The sequence below is a fragment of the Ruminococcus sp. CAG:57 genome, assembly GCF_000435935.1.
Lineage (GTDB): Bacteria > Bacillota > Clostridia > Oscillospirales > Ruminococcaceae > Hominimerdicola > Hominimerdicola aceti.
Window position 1 is genome coordinate 1 of record NZ_FR890704.1, and the last position, 24,594, is coordinate 24,594.

General features: G+C 45.2%; 24 protein-coding genes. 13 read left to right on the forward strand and 11 right to left on the reverse strand.

Annotated features, from left to right (window positions below; genetic code table 11):
* Positions 1 to 60: 60 nt before the first annotated feature.
* Positions 61 to 594: a hypothetical protein gene (locus QVO88_RS03170; RefSeq protein ID WP_022287082.1), complete on the forward strand. Its 534-nt coding sequence runs from the start codon at positions 61 to 63 to the stop codon at positions 592 to 594.
* Positions 595 to 792: 198 nt separating this feature from the next.
* Here QVO88_RS03170 and QVO88_RS03175 read toward each other — a convergent pair whose 3' ends face one another.
* Positions 793 to 1,248, reverse strand: coding sequence for a hypothetical protein (locus QVO88_RS03175; RefSeq protein ID WP_022287083.1), 456 nt, complete (start codon positions 1,246 to 1,248; stop codon positions 793 to 795).
* 92 nt (positions 1,249 to 1,340) lie between these two features.
* On the opposite strand from QVO88_RS03175, the gene QVO88_RS03180 reads away from it, so the two are divergent.
* Positions 1,341 to 1,703, forward strand: coding sequence for a hypothetical protein (locus QVO88_RS03180; protein ID WP_022287084.1), 363 nt, complete (start codon positions 1,341 to 1,343; stop codon positions 1,701 to 1,703).
* Between the two features lie 10 nt (positions 1,704 to 1,713).
* Here the strand turns inward: QVO88_RS03180 and QVO88_RS03185 are convergent, their stop codons facing one another.
* The 3 genes from QVO88_RS03185 to QVO88_RS03195 are packed head-to-tail and all read right to left on the reverse strand — an operon-like array spanning position 1,714 to position 6,265.
* Complete coding sequence (locus QVO88_RS03185) at positions 1,714 to 2,469, reverse strand: metallophosphoesterase (RefSeq protein ID WP_022287085.1); 756 nt, start codon at positions 2,467 to 2,469, stop codon at positions 1,714 to 1,716.
* Positions 2,466 to 4,232 (reverse strand): leucine-rich repeat domain-containing protein, encoded by a 1,767-nt coding sequence (locus QVO88_RS03190; RefSeq protein WP_022287086.1) that lies wholly within the window; start codon positions 4,230 to 4,232, stop codon positions 2,466 to 2,468. Before QVO88_RS03190 ends, QVO88_RS03185 begins: the two co-directional genes overlap by 4 nt.
* Before the next feature lie 17 nt (positions 4,233 to 4,249).
* The gene (locus QVO88_RS03195; RefSeq protein WP_022287087.1) at positions 4,250 to 6,265 is read right to left on the reverse strand and encodes an AAA family ATPase; all 2,016 of its coding nucleotides are present in this window, start codon (positions 6,263 to 6,265) and stop codon (positions 4,250 to 4,252) included.
* Positions 6,266 to 6,635: 370 nt separating this feature from the next.
* Between QVO88_RS03195 and QVO88_RS03200 the strand changes: the two genes are divergently transcribed.
* The 11 genes from QVO88_RS03200 to hemL all read left to right on the forward strand — a co-directional run bounded on the left by QVO88_RS03200 (position 6,636) and on the right by hemL (position 17,393).
* A complete protein-coding gene (locus QVO88_RS03200) occupies positions 6,636 to 7,697 on the forward strand; it encodes a YafY family protein (RefSeq protein WP_022287088.1) in 1,062 nt (353 codons plus the stop codon).
* Between the two features lie 5 nt (positions 7,698 to 7,702).
* Positions 7,703 to 8,272, forward strand: a complete 570-nt coding sequence (locus QVO88_RS03205; protein ID WP_022287089.1) for a restriction endonuclease subunit S — start codon at positions 7,703 to 7,705, stop codon at positions 8,270 to 8,272.
* 113 nt (positions 8,273 to 8,385) lie between these two features.
* The gene (locus QVO88_RS03210; RefSeq protein WP_022287090.1) at positions 8,386 to 9,489 is read left to right on the forward strand and encodes a leucine-rich repeat domain-containing protein; all 1,104 of its coding nucleotides are present in this window, start codon (positions 8,386 to 8,388) and stop codon (positions 9,487 to 9,489) included.
* Positions 9,490 to 9,568: 79 nt separating this feature from the next.
* Positions 9,569 to 10,489, forward strand: a complete 921-nt coding sequence (locus tag QVO88_RS03215) for a LysR family transcriptional regulator (protein WP_022287091.1) — start codon at positions 9,569 to 9,571, stop codon at positions 10,487 to 10,489.
* Between the two features lie 63 nt (positions 10,490 to 10,552).
* Positions 10,553 to 11,104, forward strand: a complete 552-nt coding sequence (locus QVO88_RS03220; protein WP_022287092.1) for a DUF3877 family protein — start codon at positions 10,553 to 10,555, stop codon at positions 11,102 to 11,104.
* On the forward strand, positions 11,101 to 12,213 hold the full coding sequence (gene hemA, locus QVO88_RS03225; RefSeq protein WP_022287093.1) for a glutamyl-tRNA reductase: 1,113 nt from the start codon (positions 11,101 to 11,103) through the stop codon (positions 12,211 to 12,213). Before QVO88_RS03220 ends, hemA begins: the two co-directional genes overlap by 4 nt.
* A gap of 2 nt (positions 12,214 to 12,215) precedes the next feature.
* Positions 12,216 to 12,836 (forward strand): bifunctional precorrin-2 dehydrogenase/sirohydrochlorin ferrochelatase, encoded by a 621-nt coding sequence (locus QVO88_RS03230; protein WP_022287094.1) that lies wholly within the window; start codon positions 12,216 to 12,218, stop codon positions 12,834 to 12,836.
* Positions 12,833 to 13,693 carry a hydroxymethylbilane synthase gene (gene hemC / locus QVO88_RS03235; protein WP_022287095.1) on the forward strand — a complete coding sequence of 287 codons (861 nt, stop codon included), beginning with the start codon at positions 12,833 to 12,835 and terminating at the stop codon, positions 13,691 to 13,693. The genes QVO88_RS03230 and hemC overlap by 4 nt, the downstream gene beginning before the upstream one ends.
* Complete coding sequence (gene cobA / locus QVO88_RS03240; RefSeq protein WP_022287096.1) at positions 13,690 to 15,150, forward strand: uroporphyrinogen-III C-methyltransferase; 1,461 nt, start codon at positions 13,690 to 13,692, stop codon at positions 15,148 to 15,150. Before hemC ends, cobA begins: the two co-directional genes overlap by 4 nt.
* 13 nt (positions 15,151 to 15,163) lie before the next feature.
* Entirely contained in the window at positions 15,164 to 16,132 is a 969-nt protein-coding gene (gene hemB, locus QVO88_RS03245) for a porphobilinogen synthase (protein WP_022287097.1), read from the forward strand.
* A gap of 1 nt (position 16,133) precedes the next feature.
* Positions 16,134 to 17,393: a glutamate-1-semialdehyde 2,1-aminomutase gene (gene hemL / locus QVO88_RS03250; protein ID WP_022287098.1), complete on the forward strand. Its 1,260-nt coding sequence runs from the start codon at positions 16,134 to 16,136 to the stop codon at positions 17,391 to 17,393.
* A 234-nt stretch (positions 17,394 to 17,627) separates the two neighbouring features.
* Here the strand turns inward: hemL and hypE are convergent, their stop codons facing one another.
* The 7 genes from hypE to QVO88_RS03285 all read right to left on the reverse strand — a co-directional run.
* Complete coding sequence (gene hypE / locus QVO88_RS03255; RefSeq protein ID WP_022287099.1) at positions 17,628 to 18,635, reverse strand: hydrogenase expression/formation protein HypE; 1,008 nt, start codon at positions 18,633 to 18,635, stop codon at positions 17,628 to 17,630.
* 28 nt (positions 18,636 to 18,663) lie between these two features.
* On the reverse strand, positions 18,664 to 19,716 hold the full coding sequence (gene hypD / locus QVO88_RS03260; protein ID WP_022287100.1) for a hydrogenase formation protein HypD: 1,053 nt from the start codon (positions 19,714 to 19,716) through the stop codon (positions 18,664 to 18,666).
* Entirely contained in the window at positions 19,713 to 19,922 is a 210-nt protein-coding gene (locus tag QVO88_RS03265) for a HypC/HybG/HupF family hydrogenase formation chaperone (protein WP_022287101.1), read from the reverse strand. Before QVO88_RS03265 ends, hypD begins: the two co-directional genes overlap by 4 nt.
* A gap of 294 nt (positions 19,923 to 20,216) precedes the next feature.
* The gene (hypF, locus tag QVO88_RS03270; RefSeq protein WP_022287102.1) at positions 20,217 to 22,496 is read right to left on the reverse strand and encodes a carbamoyltransferase HypF; all 2,280 of its coding nucleotides are present in this window, start codon (positions 22,494 to 22,496) and stop codon (positions 20,217 to 20,219) included.
* The gene (locus QVO88_RS03275; RefSeq protein WP_022287103.1) at positions 22,496 to 22,897 is read right to left on the reverse strand and encodes a hypothetical protein; all 402 of its coding nucleotides are present in this window, start codon (positions 22,895 to 22,897) and stop codon (positions 22,496 to 22,498) included. The genes hypF and QVO88_RS03275 overlap by 1 nt, the downstream gene beginning before the upstream one ends.
* A complete protein-coding gene (locus QVO88_RS03280) occupies positions 22,894 to 23,961 on the reverse strand; it encodes a nitrogenase component 1 (RefSeq protein ID WP_022287104.1) in 1,068 nt (355 codons plus the stop codon). The genes QVO88_RS03275 and QVO88_RS03280 overlap by 4 nt, the downstream gene beginning before the upstream one ends.
* Positions 23,958 to 24,594: nitrogenase component 1 (locus QVO88_RS03285; protein ID WP_369678560.1), on the reverse strand; the 637-nt coding region annotated here is incomplete at its 5' end. The genes QVO88_RS03280 and QVO88_RS03285, both read right to left, overlap by 4 nt.

The following is a 24,594-nucleotide window of genomic DNA, read 5'->3' on the forward strand; positions in this document are numbered from 1 at the left end:
TCAATTATTATAACAAAATTAGCGCTATTATGTAAAATAAGTTACTAAGAGGTCGTTCTTATGAAAAAATATAATGTGCTCACTAAGATAAATACATTTTTACTGATTTTCATTCTATTGTTGCTATTTGTAAACAGGTATTACGAGCTATTCAGCGACCATATCAGCGTATTGCTTTTATGCACTTATCTGTCGTACCTTGTGATAGCATTGACGATCGTAAAGCTAATAAAATACCAAAAAGGTGCCCTGTCAAAGATCGAAATATTCGGCTTATTGATAATTGCGGTAATAATCAGTTTTGTTGGTAGAGATATGTTTTCTGACTGGAAAAATCATATCATATATTCATCTGATGATATATCAGTAATTGCCCGTGTGAACAGAACAATGTTCGGAAACAGGTGTGATATATGTATTTGCAGGAACGGAGCAGTAATGAAAAAAGTTGATGAGCCATTGGCTTTGCAAAGTGACTATGATCCGATTGAAAAACACTATTATGAAGTCCTAGAAGATGAACAAGAGCTGACTATTAGAGTTAAATGTTCCGAAGATAGTAGTAGATATGAAGAAGTGACAATAGAGATTTAATAGAAGTTTGTTACTTATATCAAATATGGAAGATTATCTTTACACTCGTACAAATTGATGACAATATCTCAAACTTAATAATGTTCCTAAAGACAGCCGTACTCATAAAGTGGAAGTCAAGGGCGGGGATTTTTTAGTCAAGCACACCAAATCTGGTGGGCTTCGCTCGCAGGGGATCGTCACGATGCTGTCACCTCCCTACCATAGTCCTATGCTGTCAAACAAATGACGCTGTGAGATGTTTTCGGCAACTCTTATCATTACTTTATCATAGTCTGACATAAAGCTGTCCACAACTTCTATGATGGTGAAGCCGCTGTTGTTCAGGGCTTCTGTGAGCTTTTGTTTATCCTTGGTATAGGCTATATAGGCAGTTTGCAAGGACCTGTTATTTTGCACTGTGATAAGCTGTGAATATGGTATCTTGCTGTTTTGCAACTGCTTTTCTATTGCTTCACTCTCGCCCGAAAAGACTTTGAGGGGCTTCCCTTTTGCGGCTGTGATAAGATAGCCTTGGCAGGTGAACTTTTTCTGAGCAGACTTTATGTGAGATATCACAAAGCTTGCGTCTGTGCGGTACGAGCATTCAAATATCTGCACGGTTTTGTTGTACCATTCTTCGTTGTTCTTTTCAACTGATTTTGATGTTACCATGGTATCGCCCCTTTCACTGATATTATAATATCACAACCTATGTGTGCAATTTAGGACATAGGAAACGGTATTATCATATTGAGGTGAATAATATGATATACAAGGGAATATTCTGGCTTATCGAGGGTGAATTATATACAAAGAAGTTAGAGTGCGACAAATCGGGAAATGTTATTGGTGACGGCAGTGGACTTAACTCAAAGTCGGGGGATAATTTCAATCACAGGCTGACTTGGGAGGGACTGCCGAAAAACGTAACACATGGGAAAGAGTACAATTATTATCCTCGGGGCAGAGTGGAGATAAAGGGCGGCAAGGCTGTGATATATCTTAATCCTGCGCTGAACAGTGAGGAGATGTTGGCGGAGCTTACAAGGCTGTTCGGGCTTGATGAGCTTGATTTTGTGAGGGTCAAAAATGACGGAAGCAGGCACTACAGAGCGTATGCTCCATAGTGCCTGCGCTTTATTTTATCTCATAGATATCGTCATAGAGAAATCTCACGTTGCCCACAGTACGATCTAAATGGAAATGTCCGCAGAGCCACATTTCATAGACAAGCTTATTTCTTATTTTGGAAAGAAACTTTTCGTTATCATAATGCCGTTTGAAGCACTTGGCGGTGTTCAGGTCAGGGATATAGCGGTCTGTTGGTCTATACTCATAGGGGCAGGTATGGGTCACAACATAGTCCACTTTCCAGCCATACTGCTCGAGATTGAATTTTGCTTTATCTTTGACCACTTTTTGAGGCTTATCGGGAATAAACTCTATGCCAAAGATATCTGACCGCCACTGTTTATTCTGCATACAAGCTCCGCCTATGGTGAGGATAGCTTTATCCTCGATAACAAATATCTCGCCGTCATTGGCATAGAGGATATTGGGATAGGCTTCTTCATAATCACCTTTGCCACAGTTCCATATTTTCTGTTTATAGCTGTTATCGTGTATCTTGCCATTTGTTATATGAAGATGCCAACGCTCTGATTCTGTATAGGTAATAGAATTCAGTGCGTCAAATTCTCCTCGGACGCAGAGAAAATTTGTGGGGATAGCCGCAAGCTGTTTTTTAAGGCTTGTGGCAAACATTTCATATGTGCTTGATAGTCCGGTATCTCCGAGGAGGATAACTGTATCGCTTTTACTAAGCTTCTTATCCTCATGGAGCTTTTTTATTTTTGAAAGATCTCCGTGGAGGTCGCCAACTACATATATCATCTTTTACGCTCCTCACATAGTCTAAGTCTGGTGATAAGGTTCATTGGAAGTTCTTTAAGGCCGGGGGCGTATTTTCTCATAAAGAAAGCGTCCTCTATATTATAGGCTACATCGTCCTGATCGCAATCGAACTCCTCATCGTCACAGTAAATACAGTACATATCCACATCGGGCAGGTATGTTTCTATGAACGAAAAGAGTATGCCCTCTCGGTGGGAAAGAATATATTCAAGCTCCTTTCGGGTGTTTCCGCCAATGGTGAAATGGTGATAAGATTCGCCTACATGGTCGCCTGCGGGGTCGCTTGAAACATATATATCCTTATAAAAAACTGCTATATGCCAATATCTGTTCATTTCATCATCATATTTTCTGTCGGGGTTGCCTTCCTCATACCTTACAGCTCTGTTATAAAGCTCTTCTATTTCTTCAAGCATTTCTTCGGTGGTGAAATATTTTATTTTTGCAGGGTTGTTGCCTCCCTCAGGAAAACACTTGCCTATATCAAGCTTGCCCTCCTTATAGCTTTTGATATGATAACCCTTTGGTATCTTCCAATCCTCGTGGCCTTTGAATATTATTTCGGTCACTTCTCCTGTTTTGCCTGTATTAAGTCCTCTGCCCCAGCCATTTTCAAGGGTCTTTATGGTGGTAGGGAGAACGAGCTTTTTAAGGCTTTTGCAGTTGTCAAAGGCATTCCACTCTATTTTCTCAACACCCTCGCTTATCTCGATATTTTTTAAATTGATGCAGTTGTCAAATGTATAGCTTGTGATCTCTTTGATACAAGGGGGAACTGTTATGCTTTCAAGGCTTGGGCAATCGTCAAACCACGCATCCATTTTGGATATTTTGTCGCTGTTTATTGTGACTTTTTCAAGAAATTCATTACGGGCAAATGCAAAACGGTCGATACTCTCAACGTTTGGTGGGATAACTATTTCTGAGATATTAGTGCTTGAGAAGCTATCCTCGCCGATAGCTTGAAGAGAATTTGGTAATATCACCTCGTCAACAGGCATATGCTCAAAAGCACTATCGCATATAAACGTAACGCCCTCGGGTATTCTGGCAATAAAATCTTCATATGGGTCTTTTCGGTTAAGGATATAATCTGCGTAAAGCTCTTTGGCGTTATATCCAGTAAAAACATATCTTTCGCCGCCATACTGCTCATTGGCACTTATTACGCCATACTCTGCGAAGTGTTGTGCTGTTGGCTTCGTGGCAAAGGCAGAAAGGTCTATAGGCTCGTGGGAGTAGCAGCAGTCGATCTTTATATCAGGGTTTGAGAGTATAGTCAAGTCAAGGTGTTCGTCTTCATAAAAGCTCTCTGAACGTGCAAAAGCGTCTCTGCCGATATATTTTACGCTCCTCGGTATTTCGATACTGTATGTGCTGTTAATGTCAGTAAGACTTATGCAGTTATAGAAAGCACGATCACCTATATATTCTATAAGGTCATACTCAAACTCGACATTGTGGAGGGATACACAATCCTCAAAGGCACTGTTGCCTATATATCTGACCTGTTCAGGAAAACGCACCTCTCGCAGGCTGCAGTTTTTAAAGGCGTTATCCTCGATAACTTCTAGGGACGCAGGGAATATTACATTGTCGATATCCATATTTTCAAAGGCGCTTTTTCCTATCGTTGTAAAGCCCTCCGGTATCATAAATACTTGATAGCCCGAGTTATAGGAAGTCTTTATCTGATGAGCCACCATTCTTTTTGCCATATCCTGTGTAAAAATTTTTGCCATAAAAAATTATCCTTTCTTTATCTGTTAAATCCTATATGCTTTGGCTCTTCTTCGAGGGTATCGTCCTCGGAGAGGTCAAAGTCACGGGCTTTTAGGGTCACGATATCGTCCATTGTCATGGTACTGAAATTCTGCCTTGTGAGCCTGAGTGCCTGACCAAACAGTGCTCCCTCTATAAGATTTCTTGCAAATCTGCCGTTGCCGAAATTCGGCTTCTTGCAGACCCTTTCAAGAAAAGGCAGGAGCGTTTCATCAACGTCGTCGGCAAGCTTATGTTCATTGTTTTTAGCCATAAGATGGACGATACTAAGAAGATCCTCGGCGGTATAGTCCTCAAAATTGACATGGAACGCAATTCTTGATCTCAGGCCAGGGTTGCGGTCGAGGAAGTCGTTCATTTCCTTTGGATAGCCTGCGAAAATGACTACCATATCGTCACGGTTGTTCTCCATTTCCTGCACGATAGTGTTTATGGCTTCGTCGCCATAAGAGCCAGAGCGGTCATCGCAAAGGGAATAGGCTTCGTCGATAAAAAGCACTGAGCCTTTAGCTTTCTTGAACATATTCTTCACCTGAACGGCTGTCCAGCCAACATATTTTCCAACAAGGTCGGAACGTCCGCACTCGATAAGGTCGCCTTTAGAAAGCACGCCATTTTCTTTGAGTATTCTTGCAAACAGCCTTGCAACTGTGGTCTTTGCTGTGCCGGGGTTGCCTGTGAACACCATATGCATGGCTGTTCGGCTTTCTTTCATGCCCTTATCGGCAAAAATTTTCTGCGCCTTTGAATATGTTATCGCCTTTTCGATAACGCTCTTGGCGGAATCAAGTCCGATAAGCTCCTGAAGCTCGCTGTAGGCAGAGCCTTTTATCTCCTTGGCTTCTTCCCTGTCATAGAGCTTTTTGAAGTTTGAATACTGGGGATAGATTTTTGTTTTCAGGACATTTGAATACCAAGTATCGTACATACCCATAAGCTCGCTTGCTCTATATGGGGTATCCTTTGCGCACAGGGAAAGGAGGTCTTTATCGCAGGAGGTATTCTCTTCTCTGCAAAGCTTTCTGAGATATTTATGTGCGGCTTCGTTTTCTACAGTATCGTCCGCAAGCTTCACGAATGTGATAGCGCCGAGCTTTTCTTCCACAGCGTCAGGGAGAGAAGGTCCGTCATTTGAAAAGGTAAAAACAAACTGTATCTCGTTTTTGTAGGCATTGATGAGGTCAAAGAGGATATCGGGGATAGTTTCATCGGCTGTACAATTATCGCTGTTCGTACACTTTAAACCACAACAATTCATTATGATGGTAGAGCCGCTGCAGACACGGAACAGTTCACGGATATCTGAGCTTCGGGCTGATAAATTATAAAGGTCGAGGACGGTATATCTTGCACAGCCTAGTCTGTTATTTGAATACAGGGAGCTTACAAGGGTATCGGCAAGACTATGGGCATTATCGCTTTGGATCAAATAATGTACCGGTATGCCTTTTGTCACACCGACGCTGTTCTTTCTGAATATTCTTTTAAGCTCAGGCTCAAAGGTTTCTGAGCAGAGATATTTTTTTGCTACGGCGAGAGCGTCTTTTTTATCAATGGACTTTGTTATATTTTCACTTATGTACGATCTTCTATAGTTACTGAACAGATCGTCCAGTTCATAGTCATTCAGCAGGTCTTCATCGAACTTGAAATTATCATGATAGCCGTTGGGGATCATTCTTTTGAACGTTTCCACTGTTATTTCCTCGAAGCTTATATCCACGCACTCAAGCTTTATAAATGAAAAGAAGTTCTTTACATAGGCTTTCACGTCGGCTTCAACGTCTGTCATCATTACCCCTATGGTCGCCTGATCTTTTACGGCGCTTGATATAAAGGCACAGTTTCTGTTGGACATGGTGCGTGCCATTTCATTGAACTCGTTTATAAGCTGGTTTTTCTCATCAAAGAATATATCGTACTCTTCTTCATTATCCCTTGTTCTTCTGATAATAGACTCTTCAAGTATACATCTTGCTCTGTAACAACGCATAAAAATCCGCCTCCGTGGTCTTTTCTCATTCTTGTTTTTCGTCTGTATCTGCATTATAGCACCTGGAATGTTCAAAAATGTGGACATAGCGGAAGTTTTTAATATCCGAAATTTTACCCATGGTGGGTGGTATGATAAGAGCAACACAAAAAGAAAGGACTTGATACAATGGATAAGAGCAAGATATACACCGCAGAAATGGCGGCGAGGAAAATATGCTGACAGCGGATTTCGGGCACAGGCTGCCTATTAGGGTGCTAAAGCAGGTGATGTATCCTTTTATGATACAAAAACTTGGCGGCACACAATTGACAAAATAAAGCAAAAGTGATATATTGAAAGAAAGATATCACAGAACAGGAGGGCAAAAATGTCATATACAAAAACAGATATGCTTTCGCACAAGATCATTGAGATACTCAAAGAACACAGTGACGAAAAGCACCCCCTTACTCAGCAGCAGATCTGCGGTTATCTTGAGGAAAAGCTTGGCATAAAGCCTAACCGCAAGACGGTGGCTCAGCATTTGAAGAGCATAATAGGCAATGAAAGCTGCAATGTTTTCATCGCAGACAATGACAACGATGATGATGATAAAAGCGATAAAAAATACATCACAGATATTTACTACGCCTCTGACATCACCGCTGAGGAATATGAGTTTCTGGCAGACAGCATCATATACTCGCCAATGCTCCCTGCGGACTATGTGAGGGATCTGATAAAAAAGATAAACATCTTATCTACGGGTAACACAAAGAGCAAGGAAGCCAATCTCAGAGAGACCTTTCACTATGGCAACAAGAGCATTTTCTTGGTGATAGAAAATATCAAAGAGGCTATGAACACCAACAGGAAGCTTGATGTTACCATAAGCGATTATGACAAGAACGGCAAGCTTCTCACTAAGAGCGACCCACAGAGCGGTATAAAGCTTCAACGTGTTATGCTCAGCCCTTATGGCATCGTTATGGTAGACGGCTTTTACTATCTCCTTGCAAGTGATGTTCGTTACAATGATCTTCGTCATTTCAGGATAGACAAGATCCTAAAGGCGAGTATCTGCGAAGAGGACGGCTCTATGAGAGATGTAAAGACGCTTAGCAATGTTCCGAGGGATCTGAAGCCTGTGCAATACAAAAATCTTAACAGGTATATGCTTGACGGAACTGTGGAGCGTGTACATATCAACATAAAAAAGAAAGACATAAGTCTTGTGCTTGATACATTCGGGAATGAGTTCACCTGCAATAAGGTCATAGGTAATGACGATATCTATGACGTGACGTTCAGGGCAAATATCCAGACGGCTGTACGCTGGGCGATAGCTAACAGAAAAGCTGTGAAGCTGACCTCGCCAAAGAGGGCTGTGGATATTGTAAAAGAAGAGATCTCGGCATTGTCTGAGATGTATGGAAATCAAGAGAGGTGACTAAAATGAATGTAAATACAGTTAATTTCGGAGATATCATAAAAGAGATAAGTCATGGACTTATGGCGGAGAGTTATATTTCGGACAATGAGTTTACTAAGCCATGCGAATATCTAAGGCTTGTGGACATTGACGACGGCGTTATTGCGGAAAACTGCATTGAGATAGTTTATGACAGCAAGCGTTTTGAGAAATATGCCATAAAGGACGGAGATGTGATACTTTCTACCACGGACAAGAATTTCAAGGTGGTATGTGCAGGCGATATGGGGGACAGGAAGCTTCTTGTTTCACCCACGCTGATAAGGATAGGACTTGACAAGGAGAAGGCTGACCCTTACTATATTGCGGCTTATCTTTCATCGGCAGAGGGAAAGGCTATGCTTGACGGCTGTCGCAGCGGAAAGGTAGTAAGGATATTGCACACAAAGGGGTTGAAAGAGTGTGAGATACCTTTGCCGACTTTGGAGGAGCAGAGAGAGATCGGTGAAAAATACCGACATCGTCTTCATGAGATAAGACGGCTTAAAGCTGATATAGAGGGGCTTTATGAGGATATAGAGATGATGAGATAGAAACATAAGCGCATAACGTTGCAGTGTGTACGTTATGCGCTTTTTCATGTCCAATTTTATACCCACTGATATTTGTATAATGTGATAAGAATAAAAGGAAAGGTCTGATCACATTGAAAAGCAGAGAGTGGGAATACATATTCACAAAGAATGGAACGATAAAGCTTATGAAATATCATGGTGCGGAGACTGACGTTTCACTGCCTGCGTTCATCAACGGCACGGCGGTGACGGATATAAGCGTAAACACATTCGGTGACAGGAAGCTGAGGAGCCTGTATATTTCGGAAAACATTCAGTTTATAGAAAAGGGCTTTTTCAAATACAACTATATTTCAAAAGAAATAACGACTTCAGCGAAAAGTGACAGATATTATTCTACTGACGGAGTTCTTTACAACAGAGAACGCACTGTTCTTATAAGCTGTCCTAAAGAACGGGAGCAGGTCGAGATACTACCCATAACGCTGAAGATAGCCGACTATGCTTTTTACAAATGCCGTAGGCTAGAAAATGTTTTTATGCCAAGATGCCTGTGCGAGATAGGAGAATACGCATTTTATGAGAATGTGTCATTAATATCGGTAACGCTCCCTTGGGGCTTGACTTTTATGGGAGAGGGGTGTTTTTGCGGCTGTGAGAAGCTTGAAAGTATCGTTCTGCCTGCAAATGTGGAAGTGATAAATGACTATACTTTTGAAAACTGCGAAAGCCTTGCGAGCGTTAAATTGCCAGAAAGGCTAAAGGTCATTGGAAGTCATGCTTTTCATCAGTGTAAATGTCTTACGGATATGATCTTGCCACCTAGTCTTAGAGAAATAAGGGACTGTGCTTTTTACGATTGTCACAAGTTGAAAGAGATAGCTGTTCCAAACGAATGTATAAAGATAAGCGCAAATGCGTTTTTCTTCTGTGCAGAGCTGACAGTGTATTATCCTGAGAAAAGCAATTATTACATCATTGAAGCTGCAAGAGTGAGCTGTTCAAAAGAAAAATGCAGAAAGCTTTATCCAAAAAGAAAGTTCACCAAAAAGGAAGAAAAAGAAGCTTTCGTAAACGTTGACCCTAACCCTAGCTTTCAGCTTGCATACGATGTCAGCGACCAATACATCTACATTACGGACGTTTACGATAGTGACAGATCAGCAAAAAAACGCATAAGAAAAGAGCTGTTTGGCAAAAGTGTGTTTATCAGCACAGAAGATATGGAAGAATAGGACAGCAATAGTTTATCTCCACTTGAAAATTTCATAAATACGCTATATAATAAGGATATATCTGAAAAGGGGTGGAGATATGACCTTACAGCAGCTTAAATATGTGGTGGCTACGGCGGAGAAAGGTACTGTCAGCGAGGCGGCGCAGTCGCTTTTTATTTCTCAGCCTAGTCTTACTAACGCTATCCGTGAGCTTGAAAAGGAAATGAATATCACTATATTCATACGCACAAACAAGGGCATAACGGTATCAAAAGAGGGTGAAGTCTTTTTGGGCTATGCAAGGCAGGTGCTTGAACAGGCGAGTTTGCTTGAAGAAAAATACTGCGGAAAACAACACGGCAAAAGGCAGTTTTGCATATCCACTCAGCATTACTCCTTTGCGGTGAACGCTTTTGTTGACCTTATAAAAGAGTTTGGCGGAGATGAATATGATTTCAGCATTCGTGAGACGCAGACCCACGAGATAATCGAGGACGTGGCAAGAATGAAAAGCGAGCTTGGCATACTCTATCTCAACGATTTCAACGAGCCTGTGCTTTCAAAGGAGATAAAGTCCAAAGAGCTTAAATTCACGGAGCTATTTTCTGCAAAGCCACACGTTTTTGTAGGCTCTGCAAATCCTCTTGCGCAGAAAAAGTCTGTGACCCTTGACGACCTGCTCCCCTACCCTTATTTATCCTTTGAGCAGGGGGAATACAACTCTTTCTACTACTCGGAGGAGATACTCAGCACCATAAAGCGACCAAAGAATATCCGTGTCCGTGACCGTGCGACCCTTTTTAATCTTCTTATCGGTCTTAATGGCTACACCATTTGCAGCGGTGTTATTGACGAAAAGCTCAACGGCAGTGATATCGTGGCTGTTCCCCTTGAAGCGGAGGGGTCGATGCGCATTGGCATAGTTACTCACAAAAAGGTACTTTCTAATCCACTGACGGAATTTTATATCAATGCACTGAAAAAATATATAGGCGAGGAAACAAGGTTGACAACATGAGAAATATGTGATATTATAAAAACATACAAAGCCTATAGGAATTATGTATAAAGGAGAATTTTCATGACAGAGCTTATAAAGCTTGAACAGAATATAACTGATACTATAAAAGAGTCGCAGATAAAGCTTGGGTTTACCCCTAATGCGGTGACGCTTTTTTATCCTCTTGACTCCCTCAACGCCATAACAGGGGGCGAGCTTACGGCTGAGGAAATGATAAAAGCCATAGACGAATACAAAAGCGAGATACTTTCATGCAAGGCTTCACTTGCTCAGGACGGCAGGATAGCTGTTACGGTATCAGAGGAGAGCGTGAGGGCTATCCACGAAAAGGTGGAGGCAAGCCCGTTCCTTGTGGAGTTTATCGGAGCGGTAAAAGAGGGGTGCTCTCTTGAAAGAGCGGCTGAGATATTCAGAAAATACAATGACAAGGCGGTAATAACTGCTGCACCTGATGATGAATTTGACCTGCTTGCATACTTTCCAGACGGAGAACCTGACGGCTGCCGATACTGTTTGCAGGACGATCTGGGCGGCATAACATATCACAGATTCACCAAGCTTGACTATGACGCACTTTATCCCGAAAAGTCAGGAGATAACACAGAAAAATGAAAAATTTCACCTGCATAAGCGTAAATCACAAGCTTTGCGGACAAGCCTTTCGCAGCCTTTTCACATTTGACAGTGCTCAGTGTGAAAAGCTGCTTTTTGACGTAAAGGACCTTTCACCTGTGCTTATTTGCACCTGCAACAGGACGGAGCTTTACTTTTGCGGAACACCTGAGGAGGGCATAAGGCTTCTTTGCGAACAAAGCGGAGTGGAGATCGCAAAGCTCAAACGCAAGGTCATGATATTCACAGACAAGACGGCGGTAAAAAGGCTTTACAGCGTATCGTGCGGTATAGAATCAGCGGTCATAGGTGAGGACGAGATACTTGGACAGGTTCGCCGTGCATATGATCTTTCAAGGGAGCGCATTGGGCTTTCCTCTGAGGTGAACATGATATTTCAAGGGGCTATCGCTTGTGCGAAGAAAATAAAGACGGAGACGGAGCTTTCAAAGACTTCCGTTTCCACGGCTACTCTTGCGGCTAAGGAAGCGGCACATTATAAGGATAATGTCAGGGTGATGCTTTTGGGAGCGAGCGGTGAGATAGGCTCGCTGGTCTTGAAAAATCTTCTTTCATACAAGAACGTAACTGTGCTTGCGACGGCACGTTCTCACAGAAATGCGCTGGAATATATTTCAGACGATCCAAAGCTTGAGCTTATACCATACGAAAAGAGATATGAGCGCATTGGCGAATGTGACTGCATAATTTCGGCGACTTCAAGCCCACACTACACTGTTACGGCGGATATGCTCAGTGATAATGAAAACAAGCTTTTTATAGACCTTGCAGTGCCGAGAGATATTGACCCTGCCGTAGAAAAGCTTGCAGGGGCCAGGCTTATAGACATGGACTTTTTCACGGAGCTTGCCAAAGAAAACAATCTCAAAAAGCTTGACAGCGTGGAGAGGTCAAAGCTTATCATTGACGAGGAAACTGACGAGCTTGAAAAACAGCTTATGTTCCATGATTTTCTTCCGCAGTTTGAGAGCCTTGACAGAAGACTTTGCGAGGTTTCGGCGAAAGATCTTTTTTTCAGGCTAAAGTCGGAGCTTGATTCACAGACTTTTGGCAAGGTTATAGAAGTAATAAAAGAATACGGAGAATGACAATGCCATACTTTCCTTTTTTTGCGAATATTGAGAATATGCCATGCCTTGTGGTGGGTGGCGGACAGGTAGCTTTGAGAAAGCTCGAAAAGCTTCTTGACTTTTCGCCTATAATAAAGGTGGTGGCATTAAAAGCTTGCGGTGAGATAAGAGAACTTGCAGACAGGGGCATGATAACACTGTTTGAGCGTGCTTTTAAGGACAGCGACATAGACGGCAGTACATTTGTGATAACTGCCACAGGGGACAGCGGTGTAAACAGGCACATTTCTCAACTTTGCAGGCAAAGGCACATTCCATGCAACGCAGTTGATGACCCTGAGAGCTGTACGTTCTTCTTCCCTGCCATTGTTACAGAGGGGGACGTGTGCATTGGCATTTCAACAGGCGGAAAAAGCCCTACCCTTGCTTCTCACCTGAGAAAGACGATCCAATCGCAGACAGGGGGCAGGCTTGGGGATATATGCAATGTCATGGGAAAAGCCCGTGACTATGCACTTGAAAATATATCCACGGAGCAGGCTAGGAAAAAGGCTATGGCAGAGGCATTGAAAATATGCCTTGAAAGTGACGTGCTTCCAACAGAGGAACAGCTTATAGAGATGATAAAGGAGCAAAAATGAAACTGAGAGCAGGCACAAGAAAAAGTCCACTTGCAATGGCGCAGACTTATATGGTACTTGACATGATAAAGGCGGCATTTCCTGAATGTGATACTGAGATAGTCACCTTCACCACAAAGGGCGACAGACAGCTTGACCGACCTCTTGACAAGATAGGCGGCAAGGGTGTGTTCGTCACGGAAATAGAACAGGCTCTGCAAAGCGGAGAGATAGACTTTGCAGTACACAGTGCAAAGGACTTGCCTGTTACGCTGGGCGAGGGTCTGGAGATATCAGGAGTTTGCCCTCGTGGGAACTATCGTGATATGCTTGTGACCAAAAAAGGCGTTGTATTTAACGATTGTGATGTTTTCACTGTTGGCACAGGAAGTCAGCGTAGACGCGGGGGCTTTGCAAGGCTTTATCCTAACGCAAAGTTTGCTGATATAAGAGGCAATGTTGGTACACGGCTCAAAAAGCTTTCCGATGGGCTTTATGACGGCATAATACTTTGTGCGGCAGGAACGGAGCGTTTGGGACTTTCCCTTTCGGAATACGAGGTAAAAGAGTTTGAGCCTTGGGAGCTTTTGCCTGCACCTTGTCAGGCTATAATTGCAGTGGAATGTGCAAAGGAGAGCAAGGCGGCTGAGATAATTTCGCAGGTATCACACAAGGAAACTATGCTCAGGTTTGAAACCGAGCGTGAGGTGATAAGACTTCTGGGTGCGGACTGCACTGTGCCTGTGGGGGCATACAGCGAGATAAATGGGGAAAAGATATCTCTCACTGTTTCAGACGGCAAGGGGCATTTTGCTCAGGGCGAAAAAGAGATAGAAAAAAGATTTGAACTTGTTAAGGAGCTGACTGATAAGCTATGAGCGGCAGAGTTATAGTTGCAGGGGCAGGCTGTGGAGATTATGACCTTATCACAATGAGAGGTTATGAGGCTCTGAAAAGCTGTAACGTGGTGATATATGACAGCCTTATAGACAGCCGTTTGCTTGACTTTTGCAAGGACGGTGCGGAGAAAATATGCGTTGGAAAGCGTGCAGGCAGACACAGTTCCACGCAGGAGGAGATAAACACGCTTCTTGTGGAAAAAGCCGCAGAGGGCGGTGTTGTTCTCAGGCTAAAAGGCGGCGACCCTTTTGTGTTCGGCAGAGGGGGCGAGGAGATAACTGCACTCAAAGCCGCAGGCATACCATACAGCCTTATACCGGGGGTGACTTCCTCGGTGGCAGTGCCTGAGCTTGCAGGTATACCGGTGAGCCACAGGGGACTTTCAAGGAGCTTTCATGTTATAACAGGTCACACTGCGAACGACCTGCTCCCTGAGCATTTTGAAAGCTATGCAAAATGCGGTGGAACGCTTATTTTTCTTATGGGGCTTAGAAATCTCCCTGAGATAGCAGGCAGGCTCATTGAAAACGGCATGGACGAAAATACTCCTGCGGCGGTGATATCAAAAGGGGCTACCCCTGAGCAGAGGGCTGTAAAGGGCTGTCTTGGCGACATTGCCGAAAAGGTGAAGAAAGAGGATCTGCCTGCGCCTGCGGTGATAATAGTTGGAGAAACCGCCGGGCTTGATCTTTCGCCTACCTACCTGCCTCCATTGTATGGAGTTTCTGTGGCTGTCACTGCCACAAAGGGGCTTTCAAGGCGGCTTATAAAGTCGCTCAATGCCCTTGGGGCTTATGCTCACCGCTGCGGCGGATTTGAGCTTAGGGAGCTTCACGATGAGGTCACGGAAAAAGCTTTCCAACGGCTTGCAGAGGGCTTTTACAGCCATGTTGCTCTTACAAGTCCAAATGGTGCGGAGATATTTTTGAAAAGGCTCAGAGAAAGCCGTATTGACATAAGAAAGCTAAACGGAGTGAAGATAGCTGTCATAGGCAAAGGCACTGGGGCGAAGCTTGAAAAGGCTGGGCTTTATGCAGACATAATGCCTGAAAAATTCAACAGCGTGGCTCTTGGAAATACGCTCTCGGGCACTCTTACCTGTGAGGACAGGCTTCTTATAGTACGCTCCTCGGAGGGGTCAGCGGAGCTTGTTAAGCCATTGGCTGAAAAAGGGCTGAACTTTGATGATGTTCATATTTACGAGCCTGTTTACAGCACAGGCGAGAAGATAGATGATGACTACGCTGTGTTTGCCAGTGCAGGCGGAGTGAGGAGCTTTTTCCGTGGTGGAGGAAGCTTATCAGAGAATACAAAGTGTATCGCCATAGGCGAAGTGACGGCGGCAGAGCTTGAAAAATACGGTATAAATGGCCCTCTGCTTCCAACAGAAAGCACGGCAGAGGGAATAATACAAAAGATACTTTCAGATAAGTGAGAGGAAGATAAAAATGCGAAGATTCAGAAGATTAAGGGCAAACCCAGCAATGAGAAGAATGGTTTGCGAAACAAGATTAAATGCGGCAGACTTTATCTACCCGATTTTTGTGGCAGAAGGCAATAACATCATGAAGCCTGTTGACTCTATGCCAACAGTTTATCAGTATTCTATCGACAATCTGGAGCAGATATTGCCGCAGATAGCAGACAGTGGGATATCGGGCTTGCTTATTTTCGGCATACCAGAGAAAAAGGACGAGCTTGCAACGGAGGCTTACAATGACAAGGGCGTTACACAGCAGGCAATAAGATACATCAAGGAACACTATCCTGATATGCTCGTTATTGCGGACGTTTGTCTTTGCGAATACACCAGCCATGGACACTGCGGAGTTGTCAAGGGCGACAAGATACTCAATGACAGCACTTTGCCGCTTCTGTGCAAAATGGCGGTGAGCCTTGCAAAGGCCGGCGCTGATATTATCGCACCCTCCGACATGATGGACGGCAGAGTTGCGGCAATAAGGGCGGCGCTTGACGAGAATGCTCTTACTGATATTCCTATAATGTCATACAGTGCAAAATTTGCTTCGGGATATTATTCTCCGTTCCGTGACGCCGCAGAATCTGCACCATGCTTTGGCGACAGAAAGTCATATCAGATGGATCCTTGCAACGGACGTGAGGCTCTCCGTGAGATAGAGGACGATATCGAGGAGGGTGCTGACATGGTAATGGTGAAGCCTGCACTTTGTTATCTTGATATCCTGAGAGCCGCCAGGGACAGATATGATCTGCCTATTGCGGCATACAACGTAAGCGGTGAGTTCTCTATGGTAAAAGCGGCGGCACAGCTTGGCTGGATAGACGAGAAGCGTATCGTTCTTGAAAATCTCACTGCTATAAAGCGTGCAGGTGCGGACATTATCATAACATACCATGCTCTTGACGCCACAAAATGGATAAAGGAGAACAACTGACATGAAAACTGCTAAGTCTGAACAGCTTTACAAAACTGCCTGCGGTTTTATGCCCGGTGGAGTGAACAGCCCTGTCAGAGCCTGCAAGGCGGTGGGCACTGTTCCGCTTTTTATCGACCATGCGAAAGGGTCAAGGATATGGGACGAGGACGGAAACGAGTTCATCGACTATGTATGCTCATGGGGACCGAACATTCTCGGTCACTGCTGTGAGCCTGTGATAAATGCTGTGAAAGCCGCCTGCGACAAGGGGCTTACCTTCGGTGCTTGCCACAAGGGCGAGATAACCTTGGCGGAGCTTATTAAAAAGCACTTTCCGTCTATGGAAATGCTCAGGCTCGTAAACTCAGGCACTGAGGCTGTCATGAGCGCAATAAGAGCCGCAAGAGGATATACTGGCAGGGACAAGATAATAAAATTCGAGGGCTGTTATCATGGTCACTCGGACGGACTGCTTGTAAAGGCAGGCTCTGGACTTATGACGCAGGCTATCCCATCGGGTGCAGGAGTGACTGAGGGCTGCACAAAGGACACGCTTCTTGCAAAATACAATGACACTGCTTCTGTGGAAAAGCTTTTTGAGGAATACGGCAGCGAAATAGCCGCACTTATCGTTGAACCATGCGCGGCGAACATGGGCGTTGTTCCGCCTGAGAAGGGTTTTCTTGAATTTCTCAGAGAGATAACGAAAAAGCACGGCACTGTGCTTATATTTGACGAAGTGATAACAGGCTTCAGGCTTTCAGAGGGAGGAGCTTCAAAATATTTCGGAGTTACCCCTGACATGACAACTTTGGGCAAGATAGTGGGCGGAGGAATGCCCCTTGCCTGCTATGGGGGAAAGCTTGAGATAATGCAGTGCGTTGCACCACTAGGCTCGGTATATCAGGCAGGCACGCTGTCGGGAAACCCATGCGCAGTGGCGGCAGGAATAGAAACTATCAGGCAGATAGAAAGCATACCAAACTTCTATGAGGAGCTTGACAAAAAGTCGGCTATGATAGAGAATGCCATAAGGGAAAAGGGTCTGAACGTGAATCGCTGTGGCTCGCTTATGACGGTATTTTTCAATGACGAGAGAGTGAAAAGCTATGATGAGGCAAGGGCTTGCGACACGGAAAGCTACGGCAGATACTACCGCCATATGCTTCAAAGCGGCATTTACACTGCACCGTCGCAATTCGAGGCAATGTTCGTTTCCTATGCTCACAGTGACGAGGATATAACAAAGACTATAGATGCTATAAAAGCTTACAGATAACAAAAACGGAGCTGTTCAAATAAACCGAACAGCTCCGTTTTTTATATTCAATATATGTAGGGGCGAACAGTGTTCGCCCGCTTTGTTTGCCTGACAAACTCACGATATCCGCACAATATTTGGCTCAATATTCCGAAGAAGTGGCTTATCAACATAAATTTGCGATAAAATCATGCGGGCGAACGCTGTTCGCCCCTACAATGTGCCAACGTGTTATGCAGAATATTTTTTATATCAGCAAATTCTAGGGAGAAGCTCTCCGCCCGGCTGTGGAAGAAGGGTCTGTGAGCCTATCTCTGTTTTCATTACAACTCTGCCTGCGTTATCCTCTGTGACCTCGCCTATGACAGCGGCGTTCTCTGAGTTTTTGCACTTTCTAAGGGCAGAAACGATATCCTCCGCTTTGTCCTTTGGTGCGAATATAACAAGTCTGCCCTCGCAGGCAAGATACAATGGTTCTAAGCCCAGCATACCGCACACGCCTTTCACCTCGTCTGCCACCGGTATTTTCTCAGCGTCAAGGGTTATTCCCACACCGCTTTGACCTGCTATCTCGTAAAGAACAGTGCCTACACCGCCTCTTGTTGCGTCACGGATAACGTGGATATCGTTTGTAACGTCGAACATTGCTTTTACGTTTGCCCAGAGGGGTGCACAATCGCTTGTTACGTCTGCCTCTATGCCGAACTCGTCACGAGCTAAAAGTATGGTACAGCCGTGTCTGCCGATATCACCTGACACTATAACGGCGTCGCCTGCTTTGGCAAGCTTGCCTGAGGTGTTGGCGTTGTCCATTATCCTGCCTATGCCCGTAGTGGTAATGAAAACGCCGTCTACCTGACCTTTTCCTGCCACCTTTGTGTCACCTGCACATATCTCGACACCTGCTTCCCTAGCGGTCTTTGCCATGGCGGCGGCTATCTCCTCAAGCTTATCCATTGGAAAGCCCTCCTCGATAACGAAAGCACAGGAGAGATACAAAGGCTTTGCGCCCATGCAGGAAAGGTCGTTCACAGTGCCGCAAATACTTAGCTTGCCGATATTTCCCCCTGCGAATTCGTATGGAGAAACTATAAAGCCGTCTGTGGTGAATGCTATCTTGCCCTTTTCCATGGAAAGCACGGCGGCATCGTCGGCGGTCAGGTCAGGGTTAGCGAAATGCTCCTTAAAAACACGGTCGATAAGCTCGGAAGTCTGCTTTCCTCCTGCGCCGTGGGCAAGGGTAACAAATTTATCTGTCATAATTATTCCTCTTTTCGGATAGTTTATTTTACAAATTGCCATACTGATAATATGCTGAGCAAGCGCCCTCGTTTGACACCATGCACGCACCTATAGGGTGCAGCGGTGTACAGACCTTGCCGAAAACTTTACAATCCGAGGGCTTGCACTTGCCCTGCAAAACATCTCCGCAGCGGCAGGCTGGGTTTGGCTTGCCTGTTATTTTCGGCAGGGCGAATTTCTTTCGTGCGTCAAAGTCGGCATATTCGTCACGGAGTATCATGCCTGACATTGGTATGATACCAAGTCCACGCCACTCGCTGTCGCATGGGGTCATGACCTTTTCCATAAGCTTTATGGCGGCAGGGTTGCCCTCGGGCTTTACCACTCTAGGATAGCAGTTTCTGAAAAACGGCTCGCCACGCTGAGAAAGCTCTATGGTAACAGCAAGAGCCGTAAGAAGTTCAGCAGCCGTGAAGCCCGTAACAACGCCTGAAACGCCCTTTTTCACAAGCTCCTCGCACACGGCTGTGCCTGTGATAGCGTTGACATGGCCGGGATACAAAAATGCGTCTGCGCTTCCCTCCAAAGCCTTATAAGCGTTTGGCATGGTCTTGTTTGCACCAAGAATAGAGAAGTTTTCAAGTCCCAGCTTTTTCGCTTTTTCTACTGCAAGGCAGGCTGATGGGGTTGTGGTCTCAAAGCCAACGGCGAGAAATACCACCTGCTCATCCCTATGGCTTTCGGCATATGAAACTGCGTCAAGGGGCGAATAAACTGTCTTTATCACAGCACCCTTTGACCTTGCTCCTGCAAGACTCATTTCTGTACCGGGTACTCTTATAAGGTCACCGAAAGTGCATATCACCGCACCTTTTTCAAGGGCGAGCATACAAGCCTCGTCGATAAAGCCAATGGGGGTAACGCACACAGGACAGCCGGGACCTGAGATAAGCTCAACGCTCTCAGGAAGGAGCTTTCTTATGCCAAGCCTGAAAATCTCGTGGGTGTGAGTGCCGCAGACCTCCATTATGCGAAGCTTTTTGCCGTCCTCACGTTTGTAGGAGCTTATTATCTCCTTTGCATTTTCTATAGTGTTCATTGGATACTCTCCATTATCTCGTCAGTTTCTTCGCTATCGTCAGAGGTTATCTTTGCGATAGCCACCCCTGCGTGTACCATGACATAATCCCCTACCTCGAGATCGTCGATAAGGTCAGCAGATACCTCTCTTTTTGCACCGCTTGCGTCAATAACAGCAGTGCCCTCGTTTACACTTACTACCTTTGCAGATAAACCTACACACATATTAATACCTCCAAAAAATTTAATCTATATCACCAAGTCGAAATCACAGAGCAAAAAATGAGATACACAGGCGACCCAAGGTCGCCCCAGCTTATTGAAAAAGTTCGACAAAAGCGGGACGTCGAGGGCGCCGTCCCCTACAATTGGCGTAAATACGCTGTTTATATGTAGGGGCGAACAGCGTTCGCCTGTTATTTTGGTATTTTTAAACAGCCTCAGGCGACCAAAGGTCGCCCCTACAGAATAAGAAAATCATCGCCGCAGGCGATACCTTAATTCCTCACTCCTCACTCCTCATTCCTCATTCAGATAAAACGCCTGTCCCAAAGCTATACCACCGTCATTGGCAGGCACAAGGCTGTGGATAAGCACTCTAAGTCCCATTTTTTCAAGGCGGCACTTCACCATTTTAAGCAGAAGCTTGTTCTGAAAAACTCCCCCGCTCAAGGCACAGACCTTTACGCCTGTTCTCTCGCTTATGGTTCTGCACGCCTGTGCGGTCATGTCCGCAAGAAGTGAATGGAACTCATAGGCAAGGCGGTTTTTATCCTCACCATTTTGCATACCCTGGCAAAGACGCTTGATAAGAGCCTGAGTGCAGAGCATTATCCTGCCCTCTTTTTCGGCAGTGAGCTTTTCCATAGGCTCGTAAATGCCAAACGACTCACGGCTGAATTTTTCTGCCGCAAACTGCAACGCCATGGAAGCTTCGCCCTCAAAGGTTGAAGAACGCCTTATGCCAAGCACCGCAGAAGCGGCGTCAAAAAGCCGTCCTGCACTTGTGGAGCTTACTGCGTTTACTTTTTTCTCTGCCATTATGGACAGAAGCTTGTACTCTTTCGCTGTACAAATACCAAGCTTTTCACAGATCTCTCCGCCCCTTTCCCCATAGGCTGAGCCTGCAATCATTGCGGCGATACGCCAGCCCTCTTTAGAGGAAAGGTCGCCGCCCACCTGCATGAAGGGCTTTATGCTTCCCATACGCTCAAAGCCTGTGCGGTCGCAGAGAAGTAGCTCTCCTCCCCATATGGTGCCGTCTGTGCCAAAGCCTGTGCCGTCATATGATACGCCTATGACCTTTTCACTATAGTCGTTTTCTGCCATGCAGGATAGGATATGAGCATAGTGGTGCTGGACTTTTTTCAGAGGCAGGTCAAGCCCCTCGGCAAATGCAACTGTATTGTATTTGGGGTGCATATCACAGACTACGTTTCGGGGTGTTGCTTCCAGAAGTTCGCACATACGCTTTACTGACTCCTCAAGCGCCTTTACAGTGCGGATATCCGCCATATCCCCCACATAGGAAGAGAGATAATAAAGGCTTCCCTTTCTGATACAGAAAGTATTTTTAAGCTCACCGCCTATGGCAAGGGTCTGACCTTTATCACTGCATGATGTCATAACAGGCAATGGGGCATATCCTCTTGAACGCCTTATTATGTAAGGCTTGCCCTCAAATGTGTCCATGACAGTATCGTCTGAGCGTATCAAGATACGTCTGTTGTGGGATAATATCAGGTCGCAGAAGCCTGAAATCTCGCTGAGTGCGTCCTCGTCGCTTCGACAGATAGGTGCGCCACGGACGTTTCCGCTGGTCATAACAAGGCTGTCGGTCATTTCCACGCCGTCATCGTAATCAAAAAGGAGCAGGTGCAAAGGGGCATAGGGGAGCATTACTCCCACTGTAGGATTATCGGGTGCAACGCTTTCGCAAAGGCTTCCGCTAGTTTTTTTATCAAGAAGCACGATAGGCTTTTGCCAGCCTGTGAGAAGCTTTTCCTGCACTTCGCCAAAATCGCACTCACGCCTTGCGGCAGAAATATCCTTCAGCATAACGGCAAGTGGTTTTGCAGGGCGGTTTTTAAGCTCTCTGAGCCTTTTCACTGCGCTCTCGTTTTTTGCGTCACAGCAAAGGTGAAAACCGCCTATGCCTTTGACAGCGATTATCTTTCCTGCCATGACGGCTTCTCTTGTGGCTGTGATAGCCTCAGCGCCTTTCTTTTCACTGCCTATGATATAGACCTCCGGACCGCATTTGTTACAGCACACAGGCTGGGCGTCATAACGCCTTGTGGCAGGGTCGGTGTACTCCTCCTCGCAGTCTTTGCACATTGGAAAGTCAGCCATTGTGGTGCGAACTCTGTCATAAGGCATAGAGTCCATAATAGTGAGCCTTGGACCGCACTGAGTACAGTTTATAAAAGGGTGGAGATATCTTCTGTTTGTTTTATCGAAAAGCTCTCCCTTACATTTTTCGCACACAGCGATGTCAGGGGATACGAAAATATCACCTTTTTCCTTTTCGCTTTCGATTATCTCAAAGCTGTCAAAAGGCGGTTCGTCGGCATGGGCTGAAATTATCTCCATTATCACCGAACGCTCAGGGGGACGGCTTTCAAGGGCTTTTTTCAGCTCCTCCACAGCCTTTTCACTGCCCTGTGCGTGTATCTCAACATAAGAGCCTTTGTTTGCCACAGTGCCGCAAAGTCCAAGGTCTGACGCTTCACGGCTAACAAAAGGTCGGAAGCCCACGCCCTGAACGATACCATAAACACGAATCATCTCAGTTTTCATCAGATAAGCTCCCTGACGGTGTCCTTTATCTCGTCCTCTGCTTCACTGCTGAGAACGTCTATAAGCACGTCCTCAAACTCCTCGCCGTCCTGACCCTCATCTATGGCGGCATTTCTGAGCCTGCCTAACATTCTCACAGTATGCACTGTAGGTCTGCGACGAACGGAGTCCATGAGAATGTTCTCATAACCTCTGCCGTAAAACTGCTCCATATATCTCACCACGGCACTTGTCATGCTGATATCAGCCATGGGGTGTCTTTCCAGAAATCTAAGCAGGGGCAAAACTGCATTTATCCCCTCACCGCTTTCGTCAAGCTCCTCCATGCAGTTTTCAGCTTCATATTCAAACTCCTCTGAGCCGAGATATTCTTCAAGACGCTCTATAATTTCTTCTGTCATATCTTTTCACTCTCTCCCTGCAAAAGTCTGCCTGAAAGTCCGAAATGCGGAAAGTCTATAAACTCGCCGCTGAAATTTTTCATAACACGTCTGAGGGTCTTGTCTGCAATAACAACGTCATAGTTATCACCAACATTGTCGCAAAGGTCGCTTTCGTCTGCAAGGAAAAAATCACTCTGCTGCAAAAGCTCCTTTTTCTGCATAAAAAACGTTGCCGATGTGCAATGACACTTGCCGCTTTTTTCTGTGATAAGCTTTCTTACAGCGTCAGCCGCTGTTTGGTTATGTATCACAAGGACGTTTTTATCCGTAAAGTTATAAGCTTTTTGCACTATCTCCTCAGGCAGACAGCTTTGTGGATATTCTATCTCATAAGGCGTGCCGAACTTTTCTTTGAGATACTCCGCCGCCTTTATTGCCGCCGCTGAACAGACTATGTTCATCTCTGCCGCAGCCGCATTTTTCACATCATCAAGGGAGCTTCCCATGCCGTAGCATATAACATTCTCCCAACCCTTTGCCTTATATTCCGCCACTATCTTCTCGGGGCTTATGATACTAAGCTCCAAAGGCGTTGCACCTATAATGCCAAGCCTGCCTTTCTGAACAGGCTTGCTCTCAGTGGCAAAGGTCTTGAAAAGCTCTATCCACACCGGCTCTGAGCCACTGTCATAATAGTTCGTGCCTGTACACTCGGCTGTTATGCAAGGAAGTCCTGTTTTCTTCTCTGCCATTCGTTTCAACGCTCTCATATCTGTTGCGATGACAGCAGGCACAGGTGTGCCTATTATGGCGGTGAAAGCAGGTGATATCTGCTCACAGGCTTTGGAGAGCTTTTCGATAAGCCTGTCGTCACGTCCTAAAATTGCGTCCATATCACGAAGCCCCGCGCTGAAAACTGCGCTCTTTTTGGTAAACCACCTTGGCTCGTCAAAGCCACAGACGTTGCCTGCACAGCCGCCTGCGTCGCATATTACCATTAGTCCTCCAAGCTCGTAAAGCACTGCCGATGCACCTGATTGGTCAGGGGCAAAGGGTGACAAAAGCTTCAAAAGATTTTTCATTTATCCTCCGCTCCTTTCCAATCAAGCGCCTTTTCAAGGTCGCAAAACAGCTTTTTTACACCTGCATAGCCAAAAGGCTGGATCTCGTCATTGAAGTCTGCTCCTGCTATGTCAGGGTGATAATAGGCACAATCCTTGCCGATATAAACGTTCACCCTCTCGTCAGGCTCATAAAAGAGCATTGTTGGCGAGAGGTTTGAATATATTTTTGTTTCAGGGGAAAGCTGTGCTATCTTTTTCACAAAGCCGAAATTTCGCTCCCCCACAGTGCCGAATATCTCCGCCACCTTGAAGCCGTATCTTATAAGAGCCAATGCCATTTCTATAGGGTCGCAGTTGGAAAACTCGCCCACTGCAAAGCACAGCCCTTTATGCTTTTCTCTGAAATCATCTATAAGAGCCATTGTCTGCTCATAATACTCTTTATCGCAAAGCTCCGTTCCTATCGCCTGACCCAGCAGACGATACTGCGTAGATATCTTATCAGCCTGAAAAACTCTCGCAAGCTCTATAAAAGGTATGTTAAGCTCCTGCTCCATTTGCTGGGCGGCATATCTTGCTTCCGCATTGAGTACAAGAGAAAAATTTGCCTGCGACATCTGCTCATACTCCTCAAAGCTTTCGCACCTTGAA